General features: G+C 73.2%; 23 protein-coding genes and 7 tRNA genes. 14 read left to right on the top strand and 16 right to left on the bottom strand.

Features of this window, described 5'->3' with window-relative positions; genetic code table 11:
- Window positions 1–138 precede the first annotated feature (138 nt).
- Together ACFXKG_RS25015 and ACFXKG_RS25010 are read left to right on the top strand one after the other, a co-directional pair.
- Window positions 139–2364, top strand: coding sequence for an elongation factor G-like protein EF-G2 (locus ACFXKG_RS25015; RefSeq protein ID WP_384843161.1), 2226 nt, complete (start codon window positions 139–141; stop codon window positions 2362–2364).
- A gap of 184 nt (window positions 2365–2548) precedes the next feature.
- Window positions 2549–4204 carry a hypothetical protein gene (locus tag ACFXKG_RS25010; protein ID WP_384843158.1) on the top strand — a complete coding sequence of 552 codons (1656 nt, stop codon included), beginning with the start codon at window positions 2549–2551 and terminating at the stop codon, window positions 4202–4204.
- Between the two features lie 50 nt (window positions 4205–4254).
- Here the strand turns inward: ACFXKG_RS25010 and ACFXKG_RS25005 are convergent, their stop codons facing one another.
- A complete protein-coding gene (locus ACFXKG_RS25005; protein WP_365813265.1) occupies window positions 4255–4818 on the bottom strand; it encodes an HIT domain-containing protein in 564 nt (187 codons plus the stop codon).
- Window positions 4819–4884: 66 nt separating this feature from the next.
- Between ACFXKG_RS25005 and ACFXKG_RS25000 the strand changes: the two genes are divergently transcribed.
- Window positions 4885–5550 carry a potassium channel family protein gene (locus tag ACFXKG_RS25000; protein WP_384843155.1) on the top strand — a complete coding sequence of 222 codons (666 nt, stop codon included), beginning with the start codon at window positions 4885–4887 and terminating at the stop codon, window positions 5548–5550.
- 49 nt (window positions 5551–5599) lie between these two features.
- On the opposite strand, the gene thrS is transcribed toward ACFXKG_RS25000, so the two are convergent.
- Window positions 5600–7576: a threonine--tRNA ligase gene (gene thrS, locus ACFXKG_RS24995; protein WP_382886791.1), complete on the bottom strand. Its 1977-nt coding sequence runs from the start codon at window positions 7574–7576 to the stop codon at window positions 5600–5602.
- Window positions 7577–7818: 242 nt separating this feature from the next.
- On the opposite strand from thrS, the gene ACFXKG_RS24990 reads away from it, so the two are divergent.
- Window positions 7819–8682 carry a 3'-5' exonuclease gene (locus ACFXKG_RS24990; RefSeq protein WP_384843151.1) on the top strand — a complete coding sequence of 288 codons (864 nt, stop codon included), beginning with the start codon at window positions 7819–7821 and terminating at the stop codon, window positions 8680–8682.
- 88 nt (window positions 8683–8770) lie between these two features.
- Here ACFXKG_RS24990 and ACFXKG_RS24985 read toward each other — a convergent pair.
- Window positions 8771–8842 (bottom strand) — tRNA-Val (locus ACFXKG_RS24985).
- Window positions 8843–8965: 123 nt separating this feature from the next.
- Here ACFXKG_RS24985 and ACFXKG_RS24980 point away from each other — a divergent pair.
- Window positions 8966–11485 (top strand): SCO7613 C-terminal domain-containing membrane protein, encoded by a 2520-nt coding sequence (locus ACFXKG_RS24980; protein WP_384843148.1) that lies wholly within the window; start codon window positions 8966–8968, stop codon window positions 11483–11485.
- A 72-nt stretch (window positions 11486–11557) separates the two neighbouring features.
- Here ACFXKG_RS24980 and ACFXKG_RS24975 read toward each other — a convergent pair.
- Both ACFXKG_RS24975 and ACFXKG_RS24970 read right to left on the bottom strand, forming a co-directional pair.
- Window positions 11558–11629: transfer RNA gene (locus ACFXKG_RS24975), tRNA-Val, on the bottom strand.
- Between the two features lie 54 nt (window positions 11630–11683).
- Window positions 11684–12154, bottom strand: coding sequence for a TIGR02611 family protein (locus ACFXKG_RS24970; protein WP_384843145.1), 471 nt, complete (start codon window positions 12152–12154; stop codon window positions 11684–11686).
- 189 nt (window positions 12155–12343) lie between these two features.
- Between ACFXKG_RS24970 and ACFXKG_RS24965 the strand changes: the two genes are divergently transcribed.
- Window positions 12344–12757, top strand: coding sequence for an SsgA family sporulation/cell division regulator (locus ACFXKG_RS24965; protein ID WP_003959770.1), 414 nt, complete (start codon window positions 12344–12346; stop codon window positions 12755–12757).
- Window positions 12758–12983: 226 nt separating this feature from the next.
- On the top strand, window positions 12984–13553 hold the full coding sequence (locus ACFXKG_RS24960; RefSeq protein ID WP_384843142.1) for a CGNR zinc finger domain-containing protein: 570 nt from the start codon (window positions 12984–12986) through the stop codon (window positions 13551–13553).
- Between the two features lie 3 nt (window positions 13554–13556).
- Here ACFXKG_RS24960 and ACFXKG_RS24955 read toward each other — a convergent pair whose 3' ends face one another.
- Window positions 13557–13709, bottom strand: coding sequence for a hypothetical protein (locus tag ACFXKG_RS24955; RefSeq protein WP_384843139.1), 153 nt, complete (start codon window positions 13707–13709; stop codon window positions 13557–13559).
- 190 nt (window positions 13710–13899) lie between these two features.
- Window positions 13900–14349 (bottom strand): hypothetical protein, encoded by a 450-nt coding sequence (locus ACFXKG_RS24950; RefSeq protein ID WP_384843137.1) that lies wholly within the window; start codon window positions 14347–14349, stop codon window positions 13900–13902.
- Window positions 14350–14582: 233 nt separating this feature from the next.
- Here ACFXKG_RS24950 and ACFXKG_RS24945 point away from each other — a divergent pair, with 233 nt between their 5' ends.
- Entirely contained in the window at window positions 14583–15092 is a 510-nt protein-coding gene (locus tag ACFXKG_RS24945; protein ID WP_384843134.1) for a DsbA family protein, read from the top strand.
- Between the two features lie 63 nt (window positions 15093–15155).
- Here the strand turns inward: ACFXKG_RS24945 and ACFXKG_RS24940 are convergent, their stop codons facing one another.
- The 4 genes from ACFXKG_RS24940 to ACFXKG_RS24925 form a co-directional block, all read right to left on the bottom strand.
- A complete protein-coding gene (locus ACFXKG_RS24940; protein WP_384843131.1) occupies window positions 15156–15992 on the bottom strand; it encodes a helix-turn-helix domain-containing protein in 837 nt (278 codons plus the stop codon).
- A gap of 83 nt (window positions 15993–16075) precedes the next feature.
- Window positions 16076–16915 (bottom strand): GNAT family N-acetyltransferase, encoded by an 840-nt coding sequence (locus tag ACFXKG_RS24935; protein WP_384843128.1) that lies wholly within the window; start codon window positions 16913–16915, stop codon window positions 16076–16078.
- Between the two features lie 54 nt (window positions 16916–16969).
- On the bottom strand, window positions 16970–17797 hold the full coding sequence (locus ACFXKG_RS24930) for an aminotransferase class IV (protein WP_384843125.1): 828 nt from the start codon (window positions 17795–17797) through the stop codon (window positions 16970–16972).
- Entirely contained in the window at window positions 17794–18906 is a 1113-nt protein-coding gene (locus ACFXKG_RS24925; RefSeq protein ID WP_384843122.1) for a chorismate-binding protein, read from the bottom strand. The genes ACFXKG_RS24930 and ACFXKG_RS24925 overlap by 4 nt, the downstream gene beginning before the upstream one ends.
- A 158-nt stretch (window positions 18907–19064) precedes the next feature.
- On the opposite strand from ACFXKG_RS24925, the gene ACFXKG_RS24920 reads away from it, so the two are divergent.
- The 5 genes from ACFXKG_RS24920 to ACFXKG_RS24900 all read left to right on the top strand — a co-directional run bounded on the left by ACFXKG_RS24920 (window position 19065) and on the right by ACFXKG_RS24900 (window position 19543).
- Window positions 19065–19137, top strand: a tRNA-Gly gene (locus ACFXKG_RS24920).
- A 35-nt stretch (window positions 19138–19172) separates the two neighbouring features.
- Window positions 19173–19246 (top strand) — tRNA-Cys (locus tag ACFXKG_RS24915).
- A gap of 1 nt (window position 19247) precedes the next feature.
- Window positions 19248–19319: transfer RNA gene (locus ACFXKG_RS24910), tRNA-Val, on the top strand.
- 20 nt (window positions 19320–19339) lie between these two features.
- Window positions 19340–19411 (top strand) — tRNA-Val (locus ACFXKG_RS24905).
- A gap of 60 nt (window positions 19412–19471) precedes the next feature.
- A tRNA-Val gene (locus ACFXKG_RS24900) sits at window positions 19472–19543 on the top strand.
- 67 nt (window positions 19544–19610) lie between these two features.
- On the opposite strand, the gene ACFXKG_RS24895 is transcribed toward ACFXKG_RS24900, so the two are convergent.
- From ACFXKG_RS24895 to ACFXKG_RS24885, 3 genes are all read right to left on the bottom strand, one after another.
- Window positions 19611–19910, bottom strand: a complete 300-nt coding sequence (locus tag ACFXKG_RS24895) for a zf-TFIIB domain-containing protein (protein ID WP_384843119.1) — start codon at window positions 19908–19910, stop codon at window positions 19611–19613.
- A 67-nt stretch (window positions 19911–19977) separates the two neighbouring features.
- On the bottom strand, window positions 19978–21027 hold the full coding sequence (locus tag ACFXKG_RS24890; protein ID WP_384843116.1) for a phosphotransferase: 1050 nt from the start codon (window positions 21025–21027) through the stop codon (window positions 19978–19980).
- Between the two features lie 245 nt (window positions 21028–21272).
- Window positions 21273–21479, bottom strand: a complete 207-nt coding sequence (locus tag ACFXKG_RS24885; RefSeq protein ID WP_365813295.1) for a hypothetical protein — start codon at window positions 21477–21479, stop codon at window positions 21273–21275.
- 615 nt (window positions 21480–22094) lie between these two features.
- On the opposite strand from ACFXKG_RS24885, the gene ACFXKG_RS24880 reads away from it, so the two are divergent.
- Complete coding sequence (locus tag ACFXKG_RS24880) at window positions 22095–23372, top strand: protein kinase (protein ID WP_384843224.1); 1278 nt, start codon at window positions 22095–22097, stop codon at window positions 23370–23372.
- A 65-nt stretch (window positions 23373–23437) separates the two neighbouring features.
- Here the strand turns inward: ACFXKG_RS24880 and ACFXKG_RS24875 are convergent, their stop codons facing one another.
- Window positions 23438–24256 carry a TrmH family RNA methyltransferase gene (locus tag ACFXKG_RS24875; RefSeq protein WP_384843112.1) on the bottom strand — a complete coding sequence of 273 codons (819 nt, stop codon included), beginning with the start codon at window positions 24254–24256 and terminating at the stop codon, window positions 23438–23440.
- 75 nt (window positions 24257–24331) lie between these two features.
- Window positions 24332–25555, bottom strand: a complete 1224-nt coding sequence (gene cobA / locus ACFXKG_RS24870; RefSeq protein WP_384843109.1) for a uroporphyrinogen-III C-methyltransferase — start codon at window positions 25553–25555, stop codon at window positions 24332–24334.
- Window positions 25556–25816 lie beyond the last annotated feature (261 nt).

The raw sequence follows: 25816 nt of genomic DNA, 5'->3' as shown, positions 1-25816 counted from the left end.
TGGACGCGCCATGGCGGGAGTGCGAAGCTCGAAGGACCACCGCGGGCATCGCCGGAGCTGCCGCGCGGCTCCCCCGGCCCGCCTCTCTCCATCCCCCTTCACCGACCAGTCGGTGAAACCGATCGGGAGGCAGCAGTCATGGGCGACAAAGGCGGAAAAACCGACAGGGAACCCCCGCACCCCGGGGCCGCCGGCAGGGCGACGGCGGCCGACCGGCCCGCGTCCGTACGGAACGTGGTGCTGGTGGGCCACAGCGGCTCGGGGAAGACCACCCTCGTCGAGGCCCTGGCGCTCACGGCGGGCGCGGTCAACCGGGCGGGCCGGGTCGAGGACGGCGCGACGGTCTCCGACTACGACGAGATCGAGCACCGACAGCAGCGTTCCGTACAGCTCTCCCTCGTCCCGGTCGAGTGGGGCGGGTACAAGATAAATCTGCTGGACACCCCCGGCTACGCGGATTTCGTCGGGGAGCTCAGGGCCGGTCTGCGCGCCGCGGACGCGGCCCTTTTCGTGGTGTCGGCGGCCCAGGAGGCGGACGTCGTGGCAGGGGCGACCCGGGCGGTCTGGGAGGAGTGCGCGGCGGTCGGGATGCCGCGCGCCATCGTCGTCACCCATCTCGACACGGCGCGCACCGGCTTCGACGAGATGACGCGGCTCTGCGCGCGGATCTTCGGCGGGGACGACCCCGACGCCGTGCTGCCGCTCTACCTGCCGGTGCACGGCGCCGAGGGCCCGGACGGGCACGCGCCCGCCACCGGGCTGGTGGGGCTGCTCTCGCAGAAGGTCTTCGACTACTCCTCGGGGGAGCGGCGGGTGGGGCCGCCGGAGCCGGCGCGGCTCCCCGAGATCGCGGAGGCCAGGGACCGGCTGATCGAGGGGATCATCGCCGAGAGCGAGGACGAGACCCTCATGGACCGCTATCTGGGCGGGGACGAGGTCGATCTCAAGACGCTGATGGAGGACCTGGAGAAGGCGGTGACGCGCGGGGTCTTCCATCCGGTGCTCGCGGCGGCGCCCGCGCCGCCCGGCGCCCGGCAGGGGCTGGGCACGGTCGAGCTGCTCGATCTGATCACCGGCGGCTTCCCGACGCCGCTGGAGCGCCCGGCGCCGGCCGTCACCACCCCGCTCGGCGCCCCGCGCCCGGAGATCTGCTGCGATCCGGGCGGCCCACTGGTCGCCGAGGTCGTCAAGACCGCCTCGGACCCCTACGTGGGCCGGCTCTCTCTCGTACGGGTCTTCTCGGGGACGCTGCGCCCCGACGAGACGGTGCACGTGTCCGGGCACGGGCTCACCGACCGGGGGCACGAGGACCACGACGTGGAGGAGCGGGTCGGCTCGCTCTCCGCACCGTTCGGTAAGCAGCAGCGGGTGCTGGCGCACTGTGTCGCGGGCGATCTCGCGTGCGTGGGGAAGCTGTCCCGCGCGGAGACCGGGGACACGCTCTCCGCGAAGGACGATCCGCTGCTGATGGCGGCGTGGACGATGCCCGACCCGCTGCTGCCGCTCGCCGTACGGGCGCACAGCAAGGCGGACGAGGACCGGCTGTCCCAGGGGCTGGCCCGGCTGGTGGCGGAGGACCCGACGATGCGGCTCGAACAGAACCCGGACACCCATCAGGTGGTGCTCTGGTGCCTGGGCGAGGCGCACCGGGACGTGGCGCTGGACCGGCTGCGCGGCCGGTACGGGGTCCAGGTGGACGCCGTACCGTTCCGGGTCGCCCTGCGGGAGACGTTCGGCGCGAGCGCCACGGGGCACGGCCGCCATGTGAAGCAGTCGGGCGGCCACGGCCAGTTCGCGATCTGCGAGATCACGGTGGACCCGCTGCCGGCCGGGTCCGGTGTCGAGTTCGTCGACAAGGTGGTGGGCGGCGCGGTCCCCCGTCAGTTCATCCCCTCCGTCGAGAAGGGCGTCAGGGCCCAGGCGGCGCACGGCGTCGCGGCGGGCCATCCGCTGGTCGACATCCGGGTGACGCTGTTCGACGGGAAGGCCCACTCGGTGGACTCCTCCGACGCCGCGTTCCAGACGGCGGGCGCACTGGCCCTGCGGGAGGCGGCGGGCGAGGCGGAGATCCATCTGCTGGAGCCGGTCGCCGAGGTGGCGGTCCTGGTCCCCGACGAGTACGTGGGGCCGGTGATGAGCGATCTGTCGGGACGGCGGGGCCGGGTCGTCGGCACCGAACAGGCCGGTCCCGGACGGACCCTGGTCCGGGCCGAGGCGCCCGAACTGGAGATCGGGCGGTACGCGGTGGACCTCCGCTCGATCTCGCACGGCACCGGGAGCTTCAGCCGGGCGTACGCCCGCCACGAGCCGATGCCCCAGGCGGTGGCGGACCGTCAGCTCACCAGGGAGGAGAGCCCGGTGTAGGACACCGGTGCCGTCCGGTACCCCACGGACGGCGCCCCGGGGGCCGGTTGGCGAAAGACTGCCGGGCCCCATGACGCGGACGGCATCGCACCGTTACTCTGGGGTGCCCAGCTCCAGCAGGTGTGCGGGGCGCGCGGGCCGGGAACAGGTCGCGGCAGCGAATCCTTGCGGCGAGGGGGCGGCAGTGGCGGACGATCTATTCGACTTCAGCCCGGGGGCACAGGTTCCGCTCCAGGGAGCGGCCGGGGGCACGGCGGCGACGTTCGCCCTCGCCTCGGCCGCGTACCGGGACAGTCCGCTCGAAGAGATCTCCAAGGCCGACAACGACTGGCACAAGTCGGGCGTGAGCAAAGGCAAGTTCACGCTCTTCGAGCCGAATCTGGGCGAGGCGTTCGCGCGGGCGGTCCAGCTCAGGACGCTGGGCGGCGGCCGGGGCCCGATCATCCAGTCCTTCGGCATGGACCCGCAGGCCGTGGTGGAGCACTGCCTCGCCGCGAACCACATCCGCAAGGAGCGGGACAAGAAGCTCACGGCCGTGACGGCGGTGTTCGGGGTGCTCTTCCTGCCCGGGCTGCTGCTCTGGCTGGGCGTGTTCCAGCTGCGCCGCACCCTGGCGGGGGCCAAGGACCGCCGGGCCGGCGCGATCGGCGGTGCCCTGCTGGCGGCTGTCGCCGTGTTCGCGGTGATCGTGCTGATCAAGCTGCCCCTCGACGGCGTACTGAACTGGTATCTGCGCGGCATGCTCGTCGCCCCGGTCGTCGGCTGGCTGCTCGCCAAGCAGATCTGCGAGTCGACCGCCAAGGACCTGCGGGCCCGCTGGGAGAGTCTGCTCTCGGGCGGCGGCACCGGCGCCAAGATCCCGGAGGCCGTCCCGGGGAACCCGGGCGACACCTCGCGGGAGGTACTGCGCCAGGGGCTGGAGAAGCTGAGCGCCGAGCAGCGCTCCAATGTGGCGTTCTACGCCGGCCCCAAGGGCATACTCGGCATGGGCACCCGCTGGGGAAGCTGGCAGCTCGCGGAGGAGCTGGTCCCCAAGGACGCCGGCAAGGAGATCCACCAGTTCCGCAGCTACGACGTGATACGGGCGATCCACGACCAGATGAAGCTGCTGGAGCGCGGCCCTCTCAACTCGGGTGGTTTCCCGACGCCTTCGGTGAAGCACTGGGTCGTGTCCGCGGTCGGTGAGGGTGCCGGTTCGGTCTCCTGGCCCGAGGGCCAGGACGTGGAGGCGTTCCAGATCAAGAGCCACGAGATACAGCGGATCTGCAACCACCAGCAGTTCGGCAGCGGGAACCGGCACTACCTGGGCGTGCAGTTCACCCTCTGGGAGAGCCAGCTGGTCATCACGATGATGATCTCGGTCACGGTGCTCCACGAGACCCTGCGCATCGAGGTGTCCGGGTACGCGCTGGGTCCCGTGCACTCCCTGTTCTTCGCCAAGCCGTCACCCAAGAAGATCACTCGTCCGAAGACCGTACGGTTCTGGGAGACCACGTCGAGGAATCTGCCGCTGGTCGAGCCGCGTGAGGCGGTCAGGCTCGCGGTGCGCGCCCCGTTCACCTGGTATCCGCCGGTCCTGGACTTCCTGGGCGGCAAGCTCAGCCTGCCCGAGCCGTTCGGCATGCGGCACGCCTGGGCCGACCAGCCGTGGCGCCACCGCTTCATGGCGGACGACGCGATGCGCGCCGCCACCCCGGTCCTGCGGGTGGCGCACAACGCGGCGATGCGGGTGCTGGACGAGCACGGGGTGGACACCGAGCGCTTCAGCAACCGTTCCTCGTCGCTGATAGGGGCGGTCCAGGACCCGTCCCCGAGGAAGATCGACGCGTACGACGCGTAGCGCGGGGCGCACCCCGCTCCGTCGGGAGTGCCCGACGGAGCGGGCAGGGGTCAGGAGCCGGCCGGCCAGGCGTCGGCCAGCATGGCGCGGGTGTCCGCGAGGAGCTGCGGCAGCACCCTCGTGTGGCCGACGACCGGCATGAAGTTGGTGTCGCCGCCCCAGCGCGGCACCACATGCTGGTGGAGGTGGGCGGCGATCCCGGCGCCGGCCGAAGTCCCTTGGTTCATCCCGATGTTGAAGCCGTGCGCCCCGGACGCGGCGCGGAGCGCGGTCATCGCCCGTTGGGTGAAGAGCCCGAGCTCGGCGGTCTCCGCCTCGTCCAGCTCCGTGTAGTCGGCGACGTGGCGGAAGGGGACGACCATCAGATGTCCGCCGTTGTACGGGTAGAGGTTGAGCACCGCGTACACCCGCTCACCGCGCGCGATCACCAGCCCGTCCTCGTCGGATTTGGACGGGATGGAGCAGAAGGGACAGCCGTCCTCGGCGCCCGGCCCGGTGGGCTTGTTCTCACCCTGGATGTAGGCCATCCGATGGGGCGTCCACAGGCGCTGGAACGCGTCCTGGGTCCCCACTCCGATCTGCTGCTCCGGCTCACTCGTCATGTTGTGCAGCATATGACTTCGCCCGTGTGAGGCGTGTCGCCGGGCCCGCACCGGCCGCCGCCCGGCGATGCTGGCCCGATGCATGTCCGCAACGGCCCCGACCGGCTGCGCGGCTGGGAGCGGCGTACGGAGCTGCCGCTGCTCGTGGCCTCGCCGCTCTTCCTCGCCTGCTACGCGGTACGCGTCCTCGCCGAGGGCCCCGACCCGTTCTGGCGGGATCTCGCGCTGGCGCTGTCCCTGCTGATCTGGGCGGTCTTCGTGGTGGACTACGGCGTACGGCTCGTCCTCAGCGGCGAGGGCGCGCGCTTCGTACGGACGCACTGGCTCGACACGGTCGTGGTGATCCTGCCGCTGCTGCGGCCGCTGCGGATCGTGAACACGTACATGGCGATCCAGCGGCGGCGCGACCGCCCCCGGCTGAGTCTGTACGGGCGGGTGATGGCATATGCGAGCATCACCGCCGGCCTGCTCACCTTCGCCGCCGCGCTCGCCGTCTACCAGCAGGAACGGGGCGCACCCGGCGCCACGATCCTTACCTTCGGGGACTCCGTCTGGTGGGCCTGCTCGGCGATCACCACGGTCGGTTACGGCGATGTGACCCCGGTGACGCCGCTCGGCCGGCTGTACGCGGTCTGTCTGATGATGTGCGGGCTGGCGCTGCTGGGCGCGGTCACCGGGTCGTTCTCGTCCTGGCTGATCCAGGTCTTCGGCCGGGAGGACAAGGAGCGGCCCCCGGCGGGCTGATGCCTGCCGGGGGCCGCTCCGGGGCCCACCCACGGGGTGACGGGGCGCGTCAGACCTGGACGCGGCGCTCCACCACGTCGAGGAGCTTCGCCAGCGCCTGGTCGCGCGGTACGCCGTTCTCCTGCGAACCGTCGCGGTAGCGGAAGGAGACCGTGCCCGCGTTCATGTCCTCGTCACCGACGAGGATCATGAAGGGGACCTTCAGCTTCTGGTGGTTCCTGATCTTCTTCTGCATCCGGTCGGAGGAGGCGTCCACCTCGACCCGCAGCCCCTTGGCCTTCGCCGCCTTCGCGAAGTCCTGGAGGTACTCGACGTGCGCCTCGCCGATCGGGATGCCGACCGCCTGCACCGGCGCCAGCCAGACCGGGAACGCGCCCGCGTAGTGCTCCAGCAGCACCGCGAAGAACCGCTCGATCGAGCCGAAGAGCGCGCGGTGGATCATCACCGGGCGCTGCTTGGAGCCGTCCGGCGAGGTGTACTCCAGGTCGAAGCGCTCCGGCAGGTTGAAGTCGAGCTGCACGGTCGACATCTGCCAGGTACGGCCGATCGCGTCCCGCGCCTGCACCGAGATCTTCGGGCCGTAGAACGCGGCGCCGCCCGGGTCGGGGACCAGCGGCAGCCCCTGCTTCTCGGCCACCTTGCGCAGCGTCTCGGTGGCCTCCTCCCACGCCTCGTCCGTGCCGACGAACTTCTCGGGGTCCTTGGTGGACAACTCCAGGTAGAAGTCGGTCAGCCCGTAGTCGCGCAGCAGGTTGAGCACGAAGGTCAGCGTCGAGTCCAGCTCGTCCGCCATCTGCTCGCGGGTGCAGTAGATGTGCGCGTCGTCCTGGGTGAAGCCGCGGGCCCGGGTCAGGCCGTGCACCACGCCGGACTTCTCGTACCGGTAGACCGTCCCGAACTCGAAGAGCCGCAGCGGCAGCTCACGGTAGGAGCGGCCCCGGGCGTCGAAGATCAGGTTGTGCATGGGGCAGTTCATGGGCTTGAGGTAGTAGTCCACGCCCTCGTCGAGCTGCATGGGCGGGTACATGCCGTCGGCGTACCAGTCCAGGTGCCCGGACTTCTCGAAGAGCTTCCCCTTGGTGGCGTGCGGGGTGTAGACGAACTCGTACCCCTCCTCCTCGTGCCGGCGGCGCGAGTAGTCCTCCATGGCCCGGCGGATGATGCCGCCCTTGGGGTGGAAGACGGCGAGCCCGGAGCCGACCTCGTCGGGGAAGGAGAAGAGGTCCAGCTCGTTGCCGAGCTTGCGGTGGTCACGCTTCTCGGCCTCGGCGAGGAACTCCAGGTGCGCCTTCAGCTCCTCCTTCGACGGCCACGCGGTGCCGTAGATGCGCTGGAGCATCGGGTTCTTCTCGCTGCCGCGCCAGTAGGCGGCGGCGTTCCGCATCAGCTTGAACGCCGGGATGTTCCGGGTGGTCGGCAGGTGCGGGCCGCGGCAGAGGTCCTTCCAGCACAGCTCGCCGGTCTTCGCGTCCAGGTTGTCGTAGATGGTCAGCTCGCCGCCGCCCACCTCGACATCCGCGCCGTCGTCGGTCGAGGCCGCGCCCTTGATGCCGATGAGCTCCAGCTTGTACGGCTCGCCGGCGAGCTCCTCGCGCGCCGCCTCGTCCGTGACGACCCGGCGCGAGAAGCGCTGGCCGCGCTTCTGGATCTCCTGCATCTTCTTCTCGATGGCCTTGAGGTCATCGGGGGTGAAGGGGGTCTCGACGTCGAAGTCGTAGTAGAAGCCGTCCTTGACCGGCGGGCCGATGCCCAGTTTCGCCTCGGGGTGCAGCTCCTGCACGGCCTGTGCCATCACGTGCGCGGTGGAGTGGCGCAGGATGTTCAGGCCGTCCTCGGAGGAGATCTCGACGGGCTCGACGACCTCGCCCTCGCCGATCGCGTACGCGAGGTCCTTCAGCTCGCCGTCCACCCGGGCGGCGACGACGGTGCGCTCGCCGGGGAAGAGCTCGGCCGCCGTAGTGCCCGTCGTCACCACGCGCTCTTCCCGCTCGGAATCGCGTTGGATGATCACACGGACGTCTGACACCGGTCTCTCCTGACTTCTGGGGTGCGCACCTCGCGCATGGCGTACGCACTGCGCATCGTACCGAGCCCGGCGGGCAGCCCGCGAAAGGGTTTGTCCGCCCGGTCCTCACCCGGTCCCGGCGGCCTCCTGGGCCCCCACCGCCTCACCCGTCACCAGGTGACACCGGTCCGACACGGTGCGTATGGAGGGACCTGTCCGGGTATCACCCCTTGGATGAGTGCGAGAGGCTCGGGGGTTCGGCGATGACGTGTTGGTACGAAGGGCCGCTGGCCGCGTTCGGCGCCGGTACGACGGGGGTGGATGTCGAGAAGGACCGGATCGTGTCGGCCGCGCTGATCGTCCAGGACACGACGGGGGTACGGCCGAGAGTACGGCGCTGGTTGGTGAACCCGGGGGTGCCCGTGCCGCCCGCGGCCGCCGAGGCGCACGGGCTGACCGACGAGTTCCTGCACCGCAACGGCCGCTGGCCGGCGCCCGTGGTGGAGGAGGTGGCCAGGGCGCTGGCCGAGCAGTGCGCGGCGGGCCGGCCGCTGGTGGTGATGAACGCGCCGTTCGGCCTGACGCTCCTCGACCGGGAGCTGCGCCGCCACCGGGCCTCGTCGCTCGGCCGCCGGCTGGAGAACGCCTCGCTGTGCGTGCTGGATCCGCTGGTCCTCGACCGGCAGCTCGACCGGTACCGCAAGGGCAGCCGCGATCTCACCGGGCTGTGCGCCCAGTACGCGGTGGGGGCGGACGGGCCGCTCGACACGGCCGACGGCGAACCGGCCGGGCCCGCCCTGCCGACCGGACCCGACCTCCGGGCCCGGCCCGACCTGCCGGCCCTGCCCGACCTGCCGGCGCTGCCCGACCTGCCGACCGGGCCGTCCGCGCCGGCCGCCCTGTCGACCCTCTCGGCCCTGTCGGCACTGGAGTTGGTCCGGGCGATCGGCCGCCGGTTCGCGCCCCGGATGGCGCGGCTCTCGCCCCGTGAGCTGCACGCGCTCCAGGCCGTCTGGCACGTGACGCAGACGCGGGGCCCCCAGGCGTGGTTCTCCCGCGGCTTCGGCGAGGGCGCGTCACATCCCGCCTGGCCGCTCCGTCCCCAACGGCCCGCCGCTGCCGCCTGATCCGGGCGCCGGGGGACCCTGGCACCGGAACGTACGGGCCCGGAACGCGCGAAGGCCGGTCCGTCGACGACGGACCGGCCTTTCCCGGTGGGCGATACTGGGTTCGAACCAGTGACCTCTTCGGTGTGAACGAAGCGCTCTCCCACTGAGCTAATCGCCCGGGAACGACCTGAACCATACAGGCCCCGGCGGCCTTCGTTCAAACCGGATCCGACGTACTCAGGCGCGGATCTGAGTAGCCGGACCCATGGCAGGGGCTGTGTCCCGGGCCACACTCCGTCGTATGGAGAACGTTCCGCACCCCGCCCGGGAACTGGCGCTCATCGACCAGGAATTGACCCGGCTCGACGCACGCAGAGGCCAGTTGCTGACGCGCCGCTCGTATCTGATGACCGTGCTGACCCGGCCCGGGCCGGAGCCCACCGCCCGGCCCGTGGCCGCCGACGCCACCGCCTCCCCCACCGCTCCGCGGAGCGCCCAGAATGTGCTGCTCGCCCTCGGCGGCGTGCTGCTGACGGTCGCCGCGATCGCCTTCACCCTGGTGAGCTGGGGCCGTCTCGGCATCGGCGGCCGCTCCGCGGTGCTGACCGTGATCACCCTCGCCGCGCTGGCCGTGCCCGCCGCGCTGCTGCGCCGGGGGCTCTCCTCGACGGCCGAGGCCGTGGCGGCGTTCGCGCTGGTGCTCACGGCGCTCGACGCGTACGCGCTGTACGCGGTGGCGCTGCCCGGGGTGGACGGGCTCCGTTACACCGCGGCCGCCTGTGCCGCGCTCGCCGCGCTCTGGGGCGGCTACGGGGCGCTGCTCGGCCGGTTGCGCGGCCCGCTGCCCGTCGCGGTGGTGACCGCCCAACTCCCGCCGCTCCTCTGGTCGGTGGCGGCCGGCGCGGGGAGCCTGGGGGTGGCGTGGGCGCTGCTGGCGACGGCCGCGGCGGACACCGCGGTCGCGCTCTGGCTCGCCCCGCGCCACGCGGCGAAGCCGCCGCGGGGCGCCTCGGGGAGGGCCGCGCGGAGCCTGGTGGTGGCCGCCGCGTTCGCGACCGCGGGGGTGGCGCTGCTTCTGGCGGGGTGGTCGTCGGTGCCCGCGGGGACCCCGGCCGCGATGGCCGGGCCCGCCGCGCTGCTGCTCACCGGGGCGGCGCTCGGACTGATCGTGGCCTGGCGGGCGCCGGAGGCGGCGTTCGTGTGCGCCGCGGGGGCGGGGCTCGCCTCGGTCGTCGCGGTGGGCGGCGTGGTGCGTACGGTCGTGCCGGCGGGCTGGGCCGTGCTCGGGTATCTGCTCTGCGCCGTCGGGCTGCTGACGGTGGTACGGGCCGCCCGGCTGCCGCGTGCGGTGCGGCAGGGGTTCGGCGCGGCGGGCGGCGCCGTGACGGCCGCCACGCTGCCCTGGGCGCTGCCCTCGGTCGCGGCCACGCTGCTGGGCGGCGGGACCCGGATCACGGAGATCTGGTCGGGGGCGCCCGAGGGCACGCGGGCGGCGCTCGGCGTGCACCTCGCGGCGGCCTGGCAGGTCACGGCGCCGCTGGTGCTGGCGACGGCCGCCGGGACGCTGGCCGTCGCGTACCGGTGGCTGCCGCGGCTCGCGGAGGGCGTGGTGCCGGTCGCCGATGTACGGCGGCCCCGTGCGGCGGCGCTGTGCGGTGCGGGGGTGCTCGGCTGGGCCACGGTGCTGGTGGTGCCGGTCGTGGGCGATCTGCCCTACGCGGCGGCGCTGACGGTCCCGCTGCTCCTGACCACGGCCGCGCTGGCGCTCACCGTCCGCCCCCGCGCCGCCCTGGGGCCGGCCGGGGCGTACACCGCGCTGGTCCTCGCGCTGGCGGGCTCGGCCGCCGTCGCGCCGCTCTCCCTCGCGACCCGGCCCGCGACGCTGACGGTGCTCGCGGCGCTGGCGGCGCTGTTCGCGGGGGCGGCCGTGGCGCTGCGGACCGTGCCCGCGCCGGGCACGGACGGCTCCCCGAGCCCCGGCCCGGCGCTCGGGGAGCCGGTGCGCGCGCTCCTCGGCTGCCTCGCCGTCGGCTGCACGGCGGCCCTGGTCTGCGCGGCGACGGCGGCGGCCGGGCTGTCCGCCGGGGCCACGGCGGTGGTGCTGCTCGCCGTGCCGGCGGCGGTGGCGCTGCTCGGCGCCCGGCTGCGCGAGCATCCCGTGGCGGTGCCGGTGGAGTGCGCGGGCGCCGCGGCCGGGCTCCTGGCGATCGCCCCGGCCCTGGGACACCTCCCGGTGCTGGCGCTGGTCCTCGCGCTGTGCGGGGTGATCGCGGCGGGTACGGCGGTGCGCGCCGAGCGGCGCCGGGTGGCCGGGTACGCGGCGACGGCGCTCTTCGTCGTGGCGACGTGGGTACGGCTGGCCGCGTCGGAGGTGTCGGCGGTATCGGTCCCCGAGGCGTACACGCTGCCGGTGACGGTGGCCGCGCTGGCCGTGGGGGTGGTGCGCCGGCGCCGTGACCCGGAGGCGTCGTCGTGGACGGCGTACGGGCCCGGGCTGGCGGCGACGCTGGCGCCGAGCCTGATGGCCGCGTGGGGCGACCCGCACTGGGCGCGCCCGCTGCTGCTGGGGCTCGCCGCCCTGGCGCTGACGCTGGCCGGGGCGAGGCTGCGGCTCCAGGCACTCCTGCTGCTGGGCGGGGCGGCGCTGGCGCTGGTCGCGCTGCACGAGCTGGCGCCGTACGTCGTGCAGGTGGTGGGCGCGCTGCCGCGCTGGCTGCCACCGGCCCTGGCGGGGGTGCTCCTGCTCGGCGTGGGCGCCACGTACGAGCAGCGGCTGCGGGACGCCCGGCGGGTGCGCCGGGGCCTGGGCCGGATGCGCTGACGGTCACGGGGCACCGGCCGGAAACGACCGAGGCCCCGACGACGTTTCCGTCGTCGGGGCCTCGGTTCCGGGTGGGCGATACTGGGTTCGAACCAGTGACCTCTTCGGTGTGAACGAAGCGCTCTCCCACTGAGCTAATCGCCCGGGCGCAGGGCATACGTTACCCCATGTCAGGGGCGTCCCCCGACGCGTCAGCGGTCATTGGTCGATCGTCCAGGGCAGGGCCAGGCCGAACTTCCACAGGTAGATCCCCGCGAGCACCGCGATGATCACCAGGCCCACGGACGTGAGGATGATGTTGCGGCGCCTGACCTTGGGATCCAGGGCCTTCTTCGCCGCTTCCGTGACCTTGCGCCGGGTCCAGCGCAGCACGAGCTGGGCCCAGACGAACTCGGTCGCCCAGATCGCCATGCCGCCGAAGATCACCACCCATCCGGGACCGGGCAGCACCAGCATGGCGACGCCCGCGGCGACCACCGCGAGGCCGACCAGGAAGACGCCGACCTGCCAGCTCAGATGAAGGGTCCTGGACGATTTGACGAAGCGCGGCGCGCGCGAGCCCAGCGCCCGCTCCGGCGCGGTCGTCCCGTCCGTCGGCCTGTCCCCCGTGGCGGTCGCCGTGGCCGTCGAGGCGACATCGCGATCCCGCTCGTGACTCTCCGCGTGCATGGAGCCAACGTACCGGAACACGCCGTATCACCGGAATGGCGGTATGACTCGAAGTAGCACACCGCCGTACGAGCTACCCGAAGAAGCACAAAACAGACAGAGGGGTTTACAACGGCACCGTAGGTGGCATGTCGATTTCGCCGACGTGCGAATCCCCGAGCGCACACTGAGCGAAAGGCCCTGGCGCTTATGAACACCACGGTCAGCTGCGAGCTGCACCTGCGCCTCGTTGTATCGAGCGAGTCCTCACTGCCTGTACCCGCGGGCCTGCGGTATGACACGGCCGATCCCTATGCCGTGCACGCCACCTTCCACACCGGAGCCGAAGAGACGGTCGAGTGGGTCTTCGCCCGCGATCTTCTCGCCGAGGGGCTGCACCGGCCCACCGGCACCGGCGACGTCCGGGTCTGGCCGTCCCGCAGCCACGGTCAGGGCGTCGTCTGCATCGCTCTGAGCTCCCCGGAGGGCGAAGCCCTGCTGGAGGCGCCGGCGCGCGCCCTGGAGTCGTTCCTGAAGAGGACCGACGCCGCGGTGCCGCCGGGCACCGAGCATCGTCACTTCGACCTCGACACGGAGCTCTCCCACATCCTGGCCGAGAGCTGAGCCAGGCAGAGGGCTGCACGGCGCCGTCCGACTCGGGGAGACGGCGCCGCGCGGACAACCGCATACGGAGGACACCGGAGCCGTGGCCGCGGAACCCACCGCGGCGACGGCTCCGGCGCGCCCGCCCCGGCCCCCGCGCGTCCGCCTGGCTCCACCCCGGTCGCAAACGGTCTAAAGTCGTCCGGGTTCGGCGGGCACCGGCCCGCGGCAGGCCAGGGAGCGGACCGTGCTGATTCCACACGACACCCGGATGGCCCTCGACACGGTCGTCGGTCTCGTGAACACCGCGCCGGAGGCCGACACGGGCGAGGGCGCGGCGGACCGGCTCGCGGACATCGGGGCGCTGTACGACTTCGTACGGAGCCACAACGTCAGCGGCGTGGGCGACCTGGGCGAGCGGGACCTGCGGGCCGTACAGGAGGTACGGGCCCGTTTCACGGAGGTGTTCGCGGCACCGGACGCGCGGGCCGCGGCGGATCTGATCAATCAGCTGGTGGCCGCCGCGGGGACGACCCCGCAGCTCACGAACCACGACGGCTACGACTGGCACGTGCACTACTTCGCACCGGGTGCCTCGGTCGCCGACCATCTCGCGGCCGACTGCGGCATGGCGCTGGCCTTCATGGTCGTGGCGGGCGAGCAGGACAGGCTGCGCCGCTGCGAGGCGCCGGACTGCGGGCACGCGTTCGTCGACCTGTCGCGCAACCGCTCCCGGCGCTACTGCGACAGCCGCACCTGCGGCAACCGGCTGCATGTGGCCGCGTACCGGGCACGCCGCAAGGAAGCGGCCGGCTGAGCCTCACAACAGGAACAGATCGTGTACCGCCGCCATCAGCAGCAGCGCTCCGATCACCGTCAGAAAGATCATCAACGGCGGCTGGGAGAGCGCGAACAGACAGCCGCGCGGCTCCTCGGTCTGGGCGGGGTTCTCACCCCGTGAGCTATCGAGCATTTCGAGGTGATCATGGCGCACCCCGAACCCGGCCGATGACCAACACGCGTGATCGGCCCGGGAGTTCATCATATTCCGTGGAAAAAGGCCCGGAACCCCCACAGGATGCGCGCGCACCTGGCATGCTGCCGGGCACCTCCCGGGGGGCGCGCCGGACCGCCGGGAGGTGTTCCCGGCGTCACCGGGTGGGTCAGATGCCGTGCTTCTTCAGGATCGCCTCGATGTCGCTGAAGTCGTCACCGGAGCGCGCGGGCTCGGGCTTCGGCGCCGGCCGGCCGGCGGGCCGGGCCCCGGCGCCCAGCGAGGGCGCCGAGGCGCCGGGCTCCACCGCCGCGCCCCTGGCGGCCGCCTTCGCCGCCGCTCTGCGCTCCTTGCGCGTACCGCCACCGCGCCGCTCCACCGCGCGGGTCGTCATGAAGAGCACCCACGCCAGCCCCAGCACCCCGAAGCCCGCCCAGGCGACCGGGCTGAAGGCGGTGCTCGCCAGCCACTGCACGACACCCGTCATCACCAGACCGACCGGCACCAGCGCGTAGGCGGCGATGCGGGTCGCGGCGAGGAACCGCTTGCGGTACGCCGTGATCGCGGCGATGCCCAGGCCCGCTGCTGACACCGCGGAGCAAATGGTCTCGGCAATCATCGGGTCCTCCAGGCATCGCGCGTCAACGGCCGAATCCGGTCTCCCCTCCATCCTGCACCTGGCACCGGGTCCGGGGCCACGGTGCGGACCCCTCACCGGCGGATCTGGGGGAGATCTCGGGGACGGTGTCGTCCCCAGGTCCCGGTCACGGGCTCCCCGGGGACGAGATCCCCTGGGCCCGGGCGGGATCCCCTGGGGCACGGGCGGGCCCGGCCGGCTGGAAGACTGGGCCCATGACCGACTCCACCACACCGCGCCCTGTCGTCCTCGATGTCTGGTGCGAACTCCAGTGCCCCGACTGCGACCGCGCCCTGACGGACGTCCGCGCGCTGCGCGCCCGCTACGGCGACCGGCTGGAGGTGCGGCTGCGGCACTTCCCGCTGGAGAAGCACCGGCACGCGTACGCCGCCGCGCAGGCCGCCGAGGAGGCCGCGGACCAGGGCAGCGGCTGGCCGTATGTGGAGGCCGTACTGGCCGGGACACGGGAGCTGACCCAGCGGGGCGAGCCGTTCCTGCTGGAGGTCGCCCGTGAACTGGGGCTGGACGCCGAGGAGTTCGACACCGCGCTGATCGACGGCCGTCATCTGCTGGCCGTCGACGCCGACCAGGCCGAGGGCAAGGCGATCGGGGTGACCGGTACGCCCACGTACGTCATCGACGGGGAGCGGCTCGACGGCGGGAAGAGCCAGGAGGGGCTGCGGGAGCGGATCGAGTCGATCGCCGACCGGCTGCTCGCGGACTGAGCCCCTGAGCCCCCTGCACTGCCTGCGCTGCCTGTCCGCCGGCGGCCCTCCCGCCGGCAGCGGTCAGGCCGTGCGGCCGGCCGCCCGCCGGGTGGCGTCCAGGGTGCCGAGCAGGGCCAGCGCGTGGGCGGCGGGGCTGCCCGGCTCCGCGTGATAGATCACGAGTTGCTGGCCGGGGGCGCCGCGTACGTCGAAGGTCTGGTAGGTCAGTGACAGGGGCCCCACCTGAGGATGGACGAGTTCCTTGCTGTCGCGGGTCTTGCCCTGGACGGTGTGGGAGGACCAGAGTGCGGCGAACTCGTCGCTGGCCGCGGTGAGCCTCCGCACGAGGTCCCGCAGCCGCGGGTAGTGCGGGGCGAGACCGGACGCCTCGCGCAGCGCGGCCACCGCCGACTCGGCCGCCCGGTGCCACCGGGCGTGGAAGGGCCGGGCCGCCGGGTCGAGGAAGATCATCCGGGCGAGGTTGTCGACCCGCTCGAACGGGGAGAAGAGCGCGTCGGCCAGGGAGTTGGCCGTCAGGAAGTCCAGGGCCGGGTTGAGGACGAACGCCGGGGTGTGCGCGTAGCCGTCCAGGAGCCGCCGCAGATCGGCATCGGCGTGTTCCGCCGGCGCGGGCCTGCGGTCCGGCGCCGTCTCCGCCAGCCGGTACAGGTGTTCGCGCGCCCCGTCGTCCAGGCGCAGCGCGCCGCTGATCGCGTCGAGGATCTGGGGTGAGGGGCCGCGCTCGCGCCCCTGTTCCAGACGGGCGTAGTAGTCGGAGTTCATTCCGGCGAGTACGGCGACCTCCTCCCGGCGCAGCCCCGGCACGCGGCGCCGGCCGTACGAGGCCAGCCCCACGTCGTCGGGGCGCAGCCGGGCGCGGTGCGCCCGGAGGAACTCACCGAGGTCGTTGTTCATCACCCGGCCAGGTTACGGGCGTCCGGGGCGCGGAGCCTGGGTGTCCGATGCCCAGGCTCCGCCCGTCCTGGCCGGTACCGCCCGGTTCAGAGGAGCGGCCGGAAGAAGTTGTGCTGCGTCGTCCGGTATCCGAGGGAGTCGTAGAGCCGGAGCGCCGGGGTGTTGCCCGCGAAGACGTGCAGCCCCAGCAGGGGCGGGCCCGCCTCCGCGGCGACCCGCTCGGCGAGCTGCATCAGGGCGCGGCCGTACCCCTTGCCGCGCTGCTCCTCGGCCACCTCCACGTCGTACACGTACGAACCGGGCCAGCCGGGGCGGACCTCGCGCGGGGCGACCCAGACATGGCCCACGGCGTCTCCCCCGTGGACGAGGACGGTGAAGGAGCTGCCCGGGGTGGCCAGTCCCTCGGGAAGGTTGTCCCGGTGGCTCGCCTCGGACTTGGCGCGGGCCTGCTCGGGGGATACGCCGCGGTCGATCCAGCTCCGCGCGTAGTCGTCCATGGAACGCGCGCGCCACACCTCGTACTCCGCCTCCGTCATGGGGCGGCCCGTGAGGCCCTCGGGGAGCGCGGGCGGCTCCGCGGTGAGTTCCTTGTCCATGTTGCGGCTGCGTTCGGTGTACCCGAGGCTCTCCACCAGGCGCAGCGCGGCCTCGGCGTCCGCCGGTACGAGTGCCTGCGCCTGGTCGCAGCCCCAGCCGCGCAGCACCTCCTCGGCGGCGAGCACGGCGACGGTGGCCCGGCCCCGGCGGCGGTCGGGCTCGTCGATCCGGAGGGACCGGAGGAGGCCGGCCCGGTGGGCGAAGCCGGGGTCCGTGGCGATCTCGACCGCTCCGGCGGGGCGGCCGTTCACACAGACCTCGTAGGAGCGTGACTTCGTGCCGTCGTCGGCCTGCTGAAGCGGCCCGGTGGGCCGCAGGGTGGTGGTCATCAGGGGAGTTCTACCCCTGGGGACGCGTACCCGTCACGTGATTAAGGGATCGGCTCACGGGTCGAGATCGGCGCCGGACCGCTCCTCGAAGACGCGCATCGCCTTGGCGGTCACGGGCCCGGGGGCGTCGGCGGCGTCGAGGGACCGGCCGTCGACGCGGTGGACTGCCTGGACGTCGCGGAGCGTCGAGGTCAGGAAGATCTCCTCCGCGTGCTCCAGCGCGTCCAGCGGCAGCTCCGTCTCGCGGGCCCCGCACCACTCGGCGGTCAGCTCGCGGGTGATTCCGGCGAGGCAGCCGGAGGCGAGGGGCGGGGTGTGCAGCACACCGTCGAGGACGACGAACACGTTGGAGCCGGTGCCCTCGCAGAGCGCGCCGGTGGTGTTGGCGAAGAGCGCCTCGCTCGCGCCCCGCTCGCGCGCGTGGGCGAGCGCGACGACGTTCTCCCCGTACGAGGTGGTCTTGAGGCCGGTCAGGGCGCCGCGTTCGTTGCGGGTCCAGGGGACGGTGACGACGGCGGTGGTGTCGGGGCGGCGCCGGCTCTCACCGAGGGCGACGACCAGGGTGGCGCCCGCGTCGCCGCGGTCCGAGCCGAGCGGTGAGACTCCCCCGGTGTACGTGACGCGCAGCCGGCCCAGCTCCACCGGATTGGCGTCGAGGACGGCCGTACAGGCGCGGCGCACCTCGTCCAGGTCGGGTTCCGGCAGGCCGAGGCCGTGCGCGGAGCGGGCCAGCCGGCGCAGATGGCGGGTGAGGGCGAAGGGGCGGCCCCGGACGGCCTTGACCGTCTCGAAGACGCCGTCGCCGACGGTCAGCCCGTGGTCGAGCACGGACACCTGGGCGGCGTCGGCCGGACGCAGTTCCCCGTTGACCCAGATCCTCATGACACGGTCCTTCCGTCGGCGGTCCCGGTCGCTCCGGTTCCGGAGCCGTCGGCTCCGGGTTCGTACGTCCCCGACGCTATCGCGAGCAGCCGGGACGCCTTCAGTTCCGTCTCGGCCCACTCCCCCTCCGGGTCGGAGCCCCAGGTGATCCCGGCGCCCGCGCCGAAGCACAGGACGGGGCGGGCGTGGGTGGCGCGGTCGATCCAGAACGTACGGATCCCGACGGCCAGCGCGGCCGTGCCCCGGTCGGCGTCGACCCAGCCGATCCCGCCGCAGTAGGGGCCGCGCGGAGCGGTCTCCAGCTCCTCGATGATCGCCAGGGCGCTCGACTTGGGGGCGCCGGTGACCGAACCGGGCGGAAACGTGGCGGCCAGCAGCTCCGGCCAGCCGGCCCGCTCGGTGAGTTCCCCCCGTACGGTCGAGACGAGATGGACCAGACCGGGGTGGGGTTCGAGGGCGCACAGGCCGGGGACGGTGACGGATCCGGTGGCGCAGACGCGGCCCAGGTCGTTGCGGACGAGGTCCACGATCATCACGTTCTCCGCGTAGTCCTTCTCCAGCAGGTCCGCGGCGGTCCGCCCGGTGCCCTTGATCGGCCCGGACTCGACGGTGCGGCCGTCGCGGCGCAGATACAGCTCGGGCGAGGCGGTGGCGATCTCCACGCCGTGCGCGGGCAGCCGGATCGTCCCCGCGTACGGCGCCGGGTTGTCGCGGGCGAGCAGGGCGGTGAGCGTGTCGACGTCCGCCGAGGCGGGGTCGGCCGTGGCGGACCCGGGCAGCGGGGCGGAGAGGACGCGGCAGAGGTTGGCCTGGTAGACATCGCCCGCCGCGATGTACTCGCGGATCCGGCGGACGCCCTTCGTGTACGCGGCGCGGTCGAGGGACGACGTCCAGTCACCGGCCGCGGGACCCCGCCACTGCCCGGGGACCGGCGCGGGCACGGGCTCGTGCCGTACGTCGTCGAAACGGGCGCAGGTGAGACGGCCTTCGAAGTCCGCGGCGACGGCCCAGAACCCGGCGGAGTCCAGCGCGCCCGGGTCATGGGTGACGTCCCGCAGACCGGAGGCGACGAGGCCGCCGAAGCGGGCCAGAGGAGCGAGGTCGTGCACGGTTGCGAGTCTAGAACAGGCTCCCCGGGGCCGCTCCGGGCCGAACGCGCGGCGAACGTACCGCATCACGCTGCGGAAACGCGTTTTTGTGCTGGCCCCGGAATCCGCTAGAGTTCAACACGTCGCCGGGCCGCACCGATGGGCCCGGGAAACGGCACGCGGACGTAGCTCAGTTGGTAGAGCGCAACCTTGCCAAGGTTGAGGTCGCCAGTTCGAACCTGGTCGTCCGCTCGATGGTGTAGGGGTTTCCCGACCCCCGCGCTCCTGGTGGAGTGGCCGAGAGGCGAGGCAACGGCCTGCAAAGCCGTCTACACGGGTTCAAATCCCGTCTCCACCTCCAAGGACGATTAGCTCAGCGGGAGAGCGCTTCCCTGACACGGAAGAGGTCACTGGTTCAATCCCAGTATCGTCCACTGAATCCTTCTGGATTCCCGCGCGATTAGCTCAGCGGGAGAGCGCTTCCCTGACACGGAAGAGGTCACTGGTTCAATCCCAGTATCGCGCACGCAGTACACAGCACACAGTGTGAACGGGGCCTGGCAGGCAGTACAACCAGGTCCGGCCCGCGCGATTAGCTCAGCGGGAGAGCGCTTCCCTGACACGGAAGAGGTCACTGGTTCAATCCCAGTATCGCGCACCGCCCAGAACCCCCGGTCGTCGTATCGACGACCGGGGGTTCTGTCATTGGGCTCGCTCCTGACGCGTCAGGAGGAGAAGAGCATCCGCCCGAAGCTCTTGTGGCGGTGGTGCCCGCCGTGCTGGCCTCCGTAGTGGCCGCCGTGCTGCGGGGCGCCCCAGGCGGGGCCCGGGGCCGGCGGGTAGGCCTGCGGCGGCGGGGCCTGCTGCACGGGCGGCGCCTGCGGCGCCCACTGCGCCTCCAGACGGGTCAGGGACTCCAGCTCACCGTAGTCGAGGAAGATCCCCCGGCAACCGCTGCACTGTTCTATCTGGACGCCGTTGCGGTTGTACGTCTGCATCGCTGCACGGCACTTGGGACACTGCATGGTCGGCACGCTCCTCGTCGTTCGTCCGGCGGCGCCGGAACACACTCCCGGCGACCGCCCGTTCACCCTACGGGGACGCCCCTGGCTCCAACTCGGTTGCGAGTCCCGCGATCCGGGCACACGCGTCGATCATCAGCACCTCCACCTCGTCCGGTTCCCGGTCCTCCGCGACGCACTTGGCGACGGCGAGCGCGGCGGTCTGCACGGTGAGGGCGCGGGCCGCGACGTCCAGCCGGGGCCACGGGTCGGCGGCGGGGTCCGCGGGCACGGCGGGGCCGTGCGCGCGGCGGTAGGCGCCGAGGAAGCGCTGCCAGGGCTCCGCGGGCAGCAGTCCGGCCGCGTACCAGGCGGCGGGGCGCGCCAAGTCCCAGGCGGGGTCGCCGAGTCCGAGGTCGTCCACGTCGATGAGGAGCCAGGGGCCGTCGGGGGCCGGGTGGCGTACCAGCTGGCCGAGGTGGAGATCGCCGTGGCAGAGGGCGTACGGACGGGGCTGCGGCGCCTCGCCGCGGGCCCACGCCGGAAGCCGCTCCCAGGCGCGCCGTACGGGTACCGCCGCGGGGTGCGGACCGGCGGCGCGCAGCCGGGCGAGGGCGCGGGCCGCCTTGACGGGGCCGCGCGCGGCGGGCAGACCGCCGGTCACCGACCGGGCTCCGCCCGTCGCGTCGGCCAGGGCGTCGGCCAAGGCATCGGCCAGGGCGTCGGGCGGTACGGCGTGCAGCCGGGCGATCAGCGTCCCCGCCTGCTCCCAGGGCGCCGAGTCCGGGTCGGCGGGGTCGACCGGGGCACCGTAGGGCCAGGCGGTGACCGGGCGGCCGGCCACGTCCCCGGCGTCCGTCGGGAGGGGCGGCAGCAGGATCCCGGCGAGCCGGGGATGCGCGGCGACGGCGAGCCTGGCGCGGTGGGCGATGGGGTCCGTACCGTCGGCGTGCGCCTTGGCGACCGCGTCTCCGTACCGTACGACGGTCGCGTCGGGCCGGTCCGCGAGCACGGTGACGCCTTGGTCACGGGCGCGGCGGGGGGCGGGAGTGTGGGGGAAGTGGGCCGCATGGGTGGAGTGGGCGGCGTGGGCCGCTTCGCGGGCGACGCGGCCGAGCGCGCGGACGACGGACGCGGTCATGATGGCCCCCGGGTGCGATGTGTTCCGGCGCGGAGCCTACTCGCGGCTCTCCGGTCAGGGTGGGCAGGCACCACGGGCCCGACGGAGCACGGTGGAGCGCGGCAGAACGCGGTGGAAAAACGCGATGGCCGGTCAGCTCCCCAGCTAACCGGCCCACCGCTGCCGTCCGCCGCACCCCCGTCCCCACGGGGTTGTTTGGCCGGATGTCCCCGACCCGGGCCGCTCTCCCGGGTCCGGGGCGCCGCTCAGCGCCCCAGCATCACGCCCACGGACGACGCTTGTGTGACCACTGCTTCCCAGCCGCCGAAGACGACGACGAGCAGGGCCGCCAGAGGAAGAACCATGGCCGTCGCCACCAAGGGGTGGCGCGTACCGGACTGGCGCCCGCCGAACGCGGCGTACGCCTTGCGTCCTCGCGTGCGGATCATTGTCCGCGTTGCCGTGTCCGCCATGGTCCCTCTCCTGTCCCGATTCGACAGCGGCGAGTGTCCGACCTCGGGGGACGAGTTCCGCACCCGCCGCTTGATCTCAAGATTAGGGACGCCCGGACGTCAGGGCGTCATGCCCGCGTACCGATTGACGGGCCTCCCGGAGGATGAGCCGTGGACCGGTGGTGTACTCCCCTGGGTGGAGATCGCGCCCCCGGAGTTGGGGTCTTCCCGGAGGGGATGATCCGGAATGCCTTACGGAGGACCGGGCTCTCGCCCGGAAGGATGACGCACTCGCCCGGGAGAACCACTGCTCGGGCCGCCCGTCCGGCTGCGGTCGGCTCGGATCCGGCGCCCGTCGGGCTCTCGTTGATCCGCTTCTCGTGACTTCTCTCACGCACTCCTCCGCCCGGGGGACCACCACGCCCTCCGTACGCCCGTTCCCCTCAATCCCCCTTCCCCGCGCGACCTTTGGGATCATCGCCGGCCAGGCCTCCGGACCCGTCCCGCCGCTGACCTGTCCTCAAGTTTCCCGCTCCACACCGGCAATCGGTCGGCGTGCGAGGGCGCGGCCTATGAGCACACCCGGGCGCAGGTACGTAAGCTGTGCCACGGCACACGGACGACCGGGCAGCGGGGATGGACATGGCGATGATGCGGCTCCGGCGCGAGGACCCGCGTGTCGTCGGCTCGTTCAGGCTCCACCGACGGCTCGGGGCGGGCGGGATGGGCGTCGTCTATCTCGGTTCCGACCGGCGCGGTCAGCGGGTCGCGCTGAAGGTGATCCGGCCCGATCTGGCGGAGGACCAGGAGTTCCGGTCGCGGTTCGCCCGCGAGGTCTCCGCCGCGCGGCGCATCCGCGGCGGCTGCACGGCCCGGCTGGTCGCCGCCGACCTGGACGCGGACCGCCCCTGGTTCGCCACCCAGTACGTCCCGGGCCCCTCGCTCCACGACAAGGTCAACGAGGAGGGCCCGCTGCTCGCGGCCGAGGTCGCCTCGGTGGGCGCCGCGCTCTCCGAGGGCCTGGTCGCCGTCCACGAGGCCGGGGTCGTGCACCGCGACCTGAAGCCCTCGAACATCCTGCTCTCCCCCAAGGGCCCGCGCATCATCGACTTCGGCATCGCCTGGGCGACCGGGGCCAGCACGCTGACCCATGTCGGAACGGCGGTCGGGTCGCCCGGCTTCCTCGCGCCCGAGCAGGTCCGGGGAGCCGCCGTCACACCCGCGACGGACGTCTTCTCGCTGGGCGCCACACTGGCGTACGCGGCCACCGCCGACTCCCCGTTCGGGCACGGCAGCTCCGAGGTGATGCTCTACCGGGTGGTCCACGAGGAGGCACATCTCCACGGGGTGCCTGACGCTCTCGCTCCGCTCGTACGGGCCTGTCTGGCGAAGGACCCGGAGGAACGTCCCAGCACGCTCCAGCTCTCGATGCGGCTCAAGGAGATCGCCGCGCGGGAAGCACAGGGGCTCATCGACAGCCGGCCGCCGGTGCAGCGGGTGCGCGGCGGGCAGGAGCCGGTGCCGGGCGGGCTGACGGAGCGGTACACGGAACGGGAGGCCGCGCGCGGCCCGCAGAGCCGCATGGGGGCGTCCGGTGCTCCTGGGGCACCGGACGGCTCCGGGCCGCGTCAGGGCGGTGGCTCCCGTACCGGCGGCGCGGGCCCGTCCCGTACCGGCGGAGCCTTCGGCCGTACGGGATCAGCCGGCGGGCGTACCGGGTCCGGACGGCCCCCGCGGCCCCGGGACACCGCCCGGGGATCGGCCCGGACGAACGGCCGCCCGGCGTCGGGTACCCGGACGAAGTCGTCCAAGCTGCGGCCCGCGAACCCGCGGCTGCTGCGGCAGCGGCTGATCGTCTTCGTCGTCGTGACGCTCATCGTCGCGCTGGGGATCGCGGCGGCGCAGCAGCTCTGAGGGATACGCCGCGGGATCCGCCGCGCGGTGGTGTGCCCGGTGGTGGTGTGCCGGGTGGGGCGGGGTCAGTGCTCGGGGCGGCCCGCCGTGACCGCGTAGAAGGCGACGGCCGCGGCGGCCCCCACGTTCAGCGAGTCCACGCCGTGCGCCATCGGGATACGGACCCAGGCGTCGGCGGAGTCCAGTGCCCGCCGTGACAGACCGTCGCCCTCGGCGCCGAGCATCAGCGCGACCCGCTCCATCCGGTGCGGAGCCGCGGCGTCCATCGGGACCGCCCGCTCGTCCGGGGTGAGCGCCAGCAGCCGGAAGCCCGCGTCCCGTACCGTGTCCAGCGCCCTCGGCCAGCCCTCCAGACGGGCGTACGGCACGGAGAACACGGCCCCCATCGACACCTTCACCGAGCGTCGGTAGAGCGGGTCCGCGCAGTCCGGCGAGAGCAGCACGGCGTCCATGCCGAGCGCGGCGGCGCTGCGGAAGATCGCGCCGATGTTGGTGTGGTCGTTGACCGCTTCCATGACGGCGACGCGGCGGGCCGTACGGAGCACGTCGGCCACCGTCGGCAGCGGCTTGCGCGCCAGGGAGGCGAGGGCGCCGCGGTGCACGTGGTAGCCGGTGACCCGCTCGGCGAGCTCCGGGCTGACCACGTACACCGGCGCCCGCGCCGCGTCGATGACGTCGCGCATGGCGTCGACCCACTTGGCGGAGAGCAGCATCGACCGCATCGCGTAACCGGCCTGGCCGGCCCGGCGGATGACCTTCTCTCCCTCCGCGATGAAGAGCCCCTCGGCCGGCTCGCGCCGGCGCCGCAGTTCGACGTCGGTCAGCCCGGTGTAGTCGCTCAGGCGCGGATCGTCGGGGTCCTCTACGGTGATGAGTTCAGCCACGGGGTGCTACTGACCTGTCCTGTATGGGTGGGGGTGAGTGGGTGGGGTGGGGGGGTTGTGGGGTGGGGTCGTGCGTCAGTGGCCGTCTCCCAGCGCCACTACGTCACCGATGACGATGACAGCGGGGGGCCGTACCTCTTCGGCCCGGACGACCTCTCCCACCGTCGCGAGTGTGGCGTCCACGCGCCGCTGGGCGGCGGTCGTGCCCTCCTGGACCAGCGCGACGGGGGTTTCGGGGGCCTTGCCGTGCTCGACCAGTGCCTGGGCGATGGAACCGATCTTGTCGACGGCCATCAGCAGGACGAGCGTGCCGCGGAGGCGGGCGAGCGCGGACCAGTCGACCAGCGACCGTTCGTCGTCCGGGGCGACATGGCCGCTGACGACGGTGAACTCATGGGCGACACCGCGGTGCGTGACGGGGATCCCGGCGGCCCCCGGCACGCTGATCGAGCTGGAGATGCCGGGCACGACCGTGCACGGAATGCCCTCGGCGGCGAGCGCGTGGGCCTCCTCCATACCCCTGCCGAAGACGAACGGGTCCCCGCCCTTGAGCCGCACGACGGCCTTGCCCGCCTTGGCATGCTCGATGAGCGCGCTGTTGATGGCCTCCTGAGCCATGAAACGGCCGTACGGGATCTTCGCGGCGTCGATCACCTCGACGTGCGGCGGCAGTTCGTCCAGCAGATCGCGCGGGCCCAGCCGGTCGGCGATGACGACGTCCGCCTCGGCGAGCAGCCTGCGGCCCCGCACGGTGATCAGGTCGGGGTCGCCGGGGCCGCCGCCGACGAGGGCGACACCGGGGGTACGGGTGCGGTGGTGCGGCGCGGCGAGGGTGCCCTCGCGCAGCCCCTCGACGATGGCGTCGCGTACGGCGGCGGAACGGCGCGGGTCACGCCCGGTGAGCACGGCCACGGTGACGCCCTCGCTGCGGCCGGTCGCCGGGGTCCAGGCGGTCGCGGCCTCCGCGTCGTCGCTGCGTACGCACCAGACCCGGCCGCGCTCGGCCTCGGCGGAGGCGGTCCGGTTGGCCTCCGGGTCGCTCGACGCGATGAGGGCGTACCAGGCATCGGCGAGGTCGCCCTCCTCGTACTTCCGGCGCTCCCAGCGGATCTCGCCGGCCGCCGCCATGGCCTCCACGGACGGCTTCGCCGAGGGCGAGACGAGCACGATGTCGGCGCCCGCGGCGATGAGCGACGGCAGCCTGCGCTGCGCGACCTGGCCTCCGCCGACGACAACGACGCGCCGGCCGGAGAGGCGGAGACCGACGGGGTACGCGGGGTGGTCGGCGTGCTGGGCCATGTGGGCGGGGGCTCCTCGGGCGGCGGGGACATGACGAACGTGCTGGTGGGATGGGCTCCAGCTTACGCGGGGGCGGGGTTCCCGGCGGGGGCCGGTGCGTTGCCGTCCGGCGGGGGTGCGGGCCACCCGGCTCGGGTGCGGGCCCGGCGGGGGCCGTTCCCTCGGCCGGGGTGCGGGGCCGTTCCCTGCCGGGGTACATGGCTGGGGGCGGGGGCCGGGGGCCGGGGCCTCCGGATGCACATGTCCGGACGGCATGCTGTG

The organism is Streptomyces sp. NPDC059255 (genome assembly GCF_042752355.1).
Lineage (GTDB): Bacteria > Actinomycetota > Actinomycetes > Streptomycetales > Streptomycetaceae > Streptomyces.
Note: the sequence above shows the minus strand (reverse complement) of the source record. Positions and strands in the feature narration are given on the sequence as shown.

Excerpts from the sequence above, each read along its gene's own strand:
- ACFXKG_RS24890 (WP_384843116.1), bottom strand. The coding sequence starts at position 21,027 with ATGACCGCGTCCGTCGTCCGCGCGCTCGGCCGCGTCGCCCGCGAAGCG.
- ACFXKG_RS24945 (WP_384843134.1), top strand. The coding sequence starts at position 14,583 with ATGACCGACTCCACCACACCGCGCCCTGTCGTCCTCGATGTCTGGTGC.
- ACFXKG_RS24990 (WP_384843151.1), top strand. The coding sequence starts at position 7,819 with ATGACGTGTTGGTACGAAGGGCCGCTGGCCGCGTTCGGCGCCGGTACG.
- ACFXKG_RS24880 (WP_384843224.1), top strand. The coding sequence starts at position 22,095 with ATGGACATGGCGATGATGCGGCTCCGGCGCGAGGACCCGCGTGTCGTC.
- ACFXKG_RS24950 (WP_384843137.1), bottom strand. The coding sequence starts at position 14,349 with ATGATTGCCGAGACCATTTGCTCCGCGGTGTCAGCAGCGGGCCTGGGC.
- ACFXKG_RS24955 (WP_384843139.1), bottom strand. The coding sequence starts at position 13,709 with ATGCTCGATAGCTCACGGGGTGAGAACCCCGCCCAGACCGAGGAGCCG.
- ACFXKG_RS24930 (WP_384843125.1), bottom strand. The coding sequence starts at position 17,797 with ATGAGGATCTGGGTCAACGGGGAACTGCGTCCGGCCGACGCCGCCCAG.
- cobA (WP_384843109.1), bottom strand. The coding sequence starts at position 25,555 with ATGGCCCAGCACGCCGACCACCCCGCGTACCCCGTCGGTCTCCGCCTC.
- ACFXKG_RS25000 (WP_384843155.1), top strand. The coding sequence starts at position 4,885 with ATGCATGTCCGCAACGGCCCCGACCGGCTGCGCGGCTGGGAGCGGCGT.
- ACFXKG_RS24965 (WP_003959770.1), top strand. The coding sequence starts at position 12,344 with ATGAACACCACGGTCAGCTGCGAGCTGCACCTGCGCCTCGTTGTATCG.
- ACFXKG_RS25005 (WP_365813265.1), bottom strand. The coding sequence starts at position 4,818 with ATGCTGCACAACATGACGAGTGAGCCGGAGCAGCAGATCGGAGTGGGG.
- ACFXKG_RS24980 (WP_384843148.1), top strand. The coding sequence starts at position 8,966 with ATGGAGAACGTTCCGCACCCCGCCCGGGAACTGGCGCTCATCGACCAG.
- ACFXKG_RS24895 (WP_384843119.1), bottom strand. The coding sequence starts at position 19,910 with ATGCAGTGTCCCAAGTGCCGTGCAGCGATGCAGACGTACAACCGCAAC.
- ACFXKG_RS25015 (WP_384843161.1), top strand. The coding sequence starts at position 139 with ATGGGCGACAAAGGCGGAAAAACCGACAGGGAACCCCCGCACCCCGGG.
- ACFXKG_RS24885 (WP_365813295.1), bottom strand. The coding sequence starts at position 21,479 with ATGGCGGACACGGCAACGCGGACAATGATCCGCACGCGAGGACGCAAG.
- ACFXKG_RS24970 (WP_384843145.1), bottom strand. The coding sequence starts at position 12,154 with ATGCACGCGGAGAGTCACGAGCGGGATCGCGATGTCGCCTCGACGGCC.
- ACFXKG_RS24935 (WP_384843128.1), bottom strand. The coding sequence starts at position 16,915 with ATGACCACCACCCTGCGGCCCACCGGGCCGCTTCAGCAGGCCGACGAC.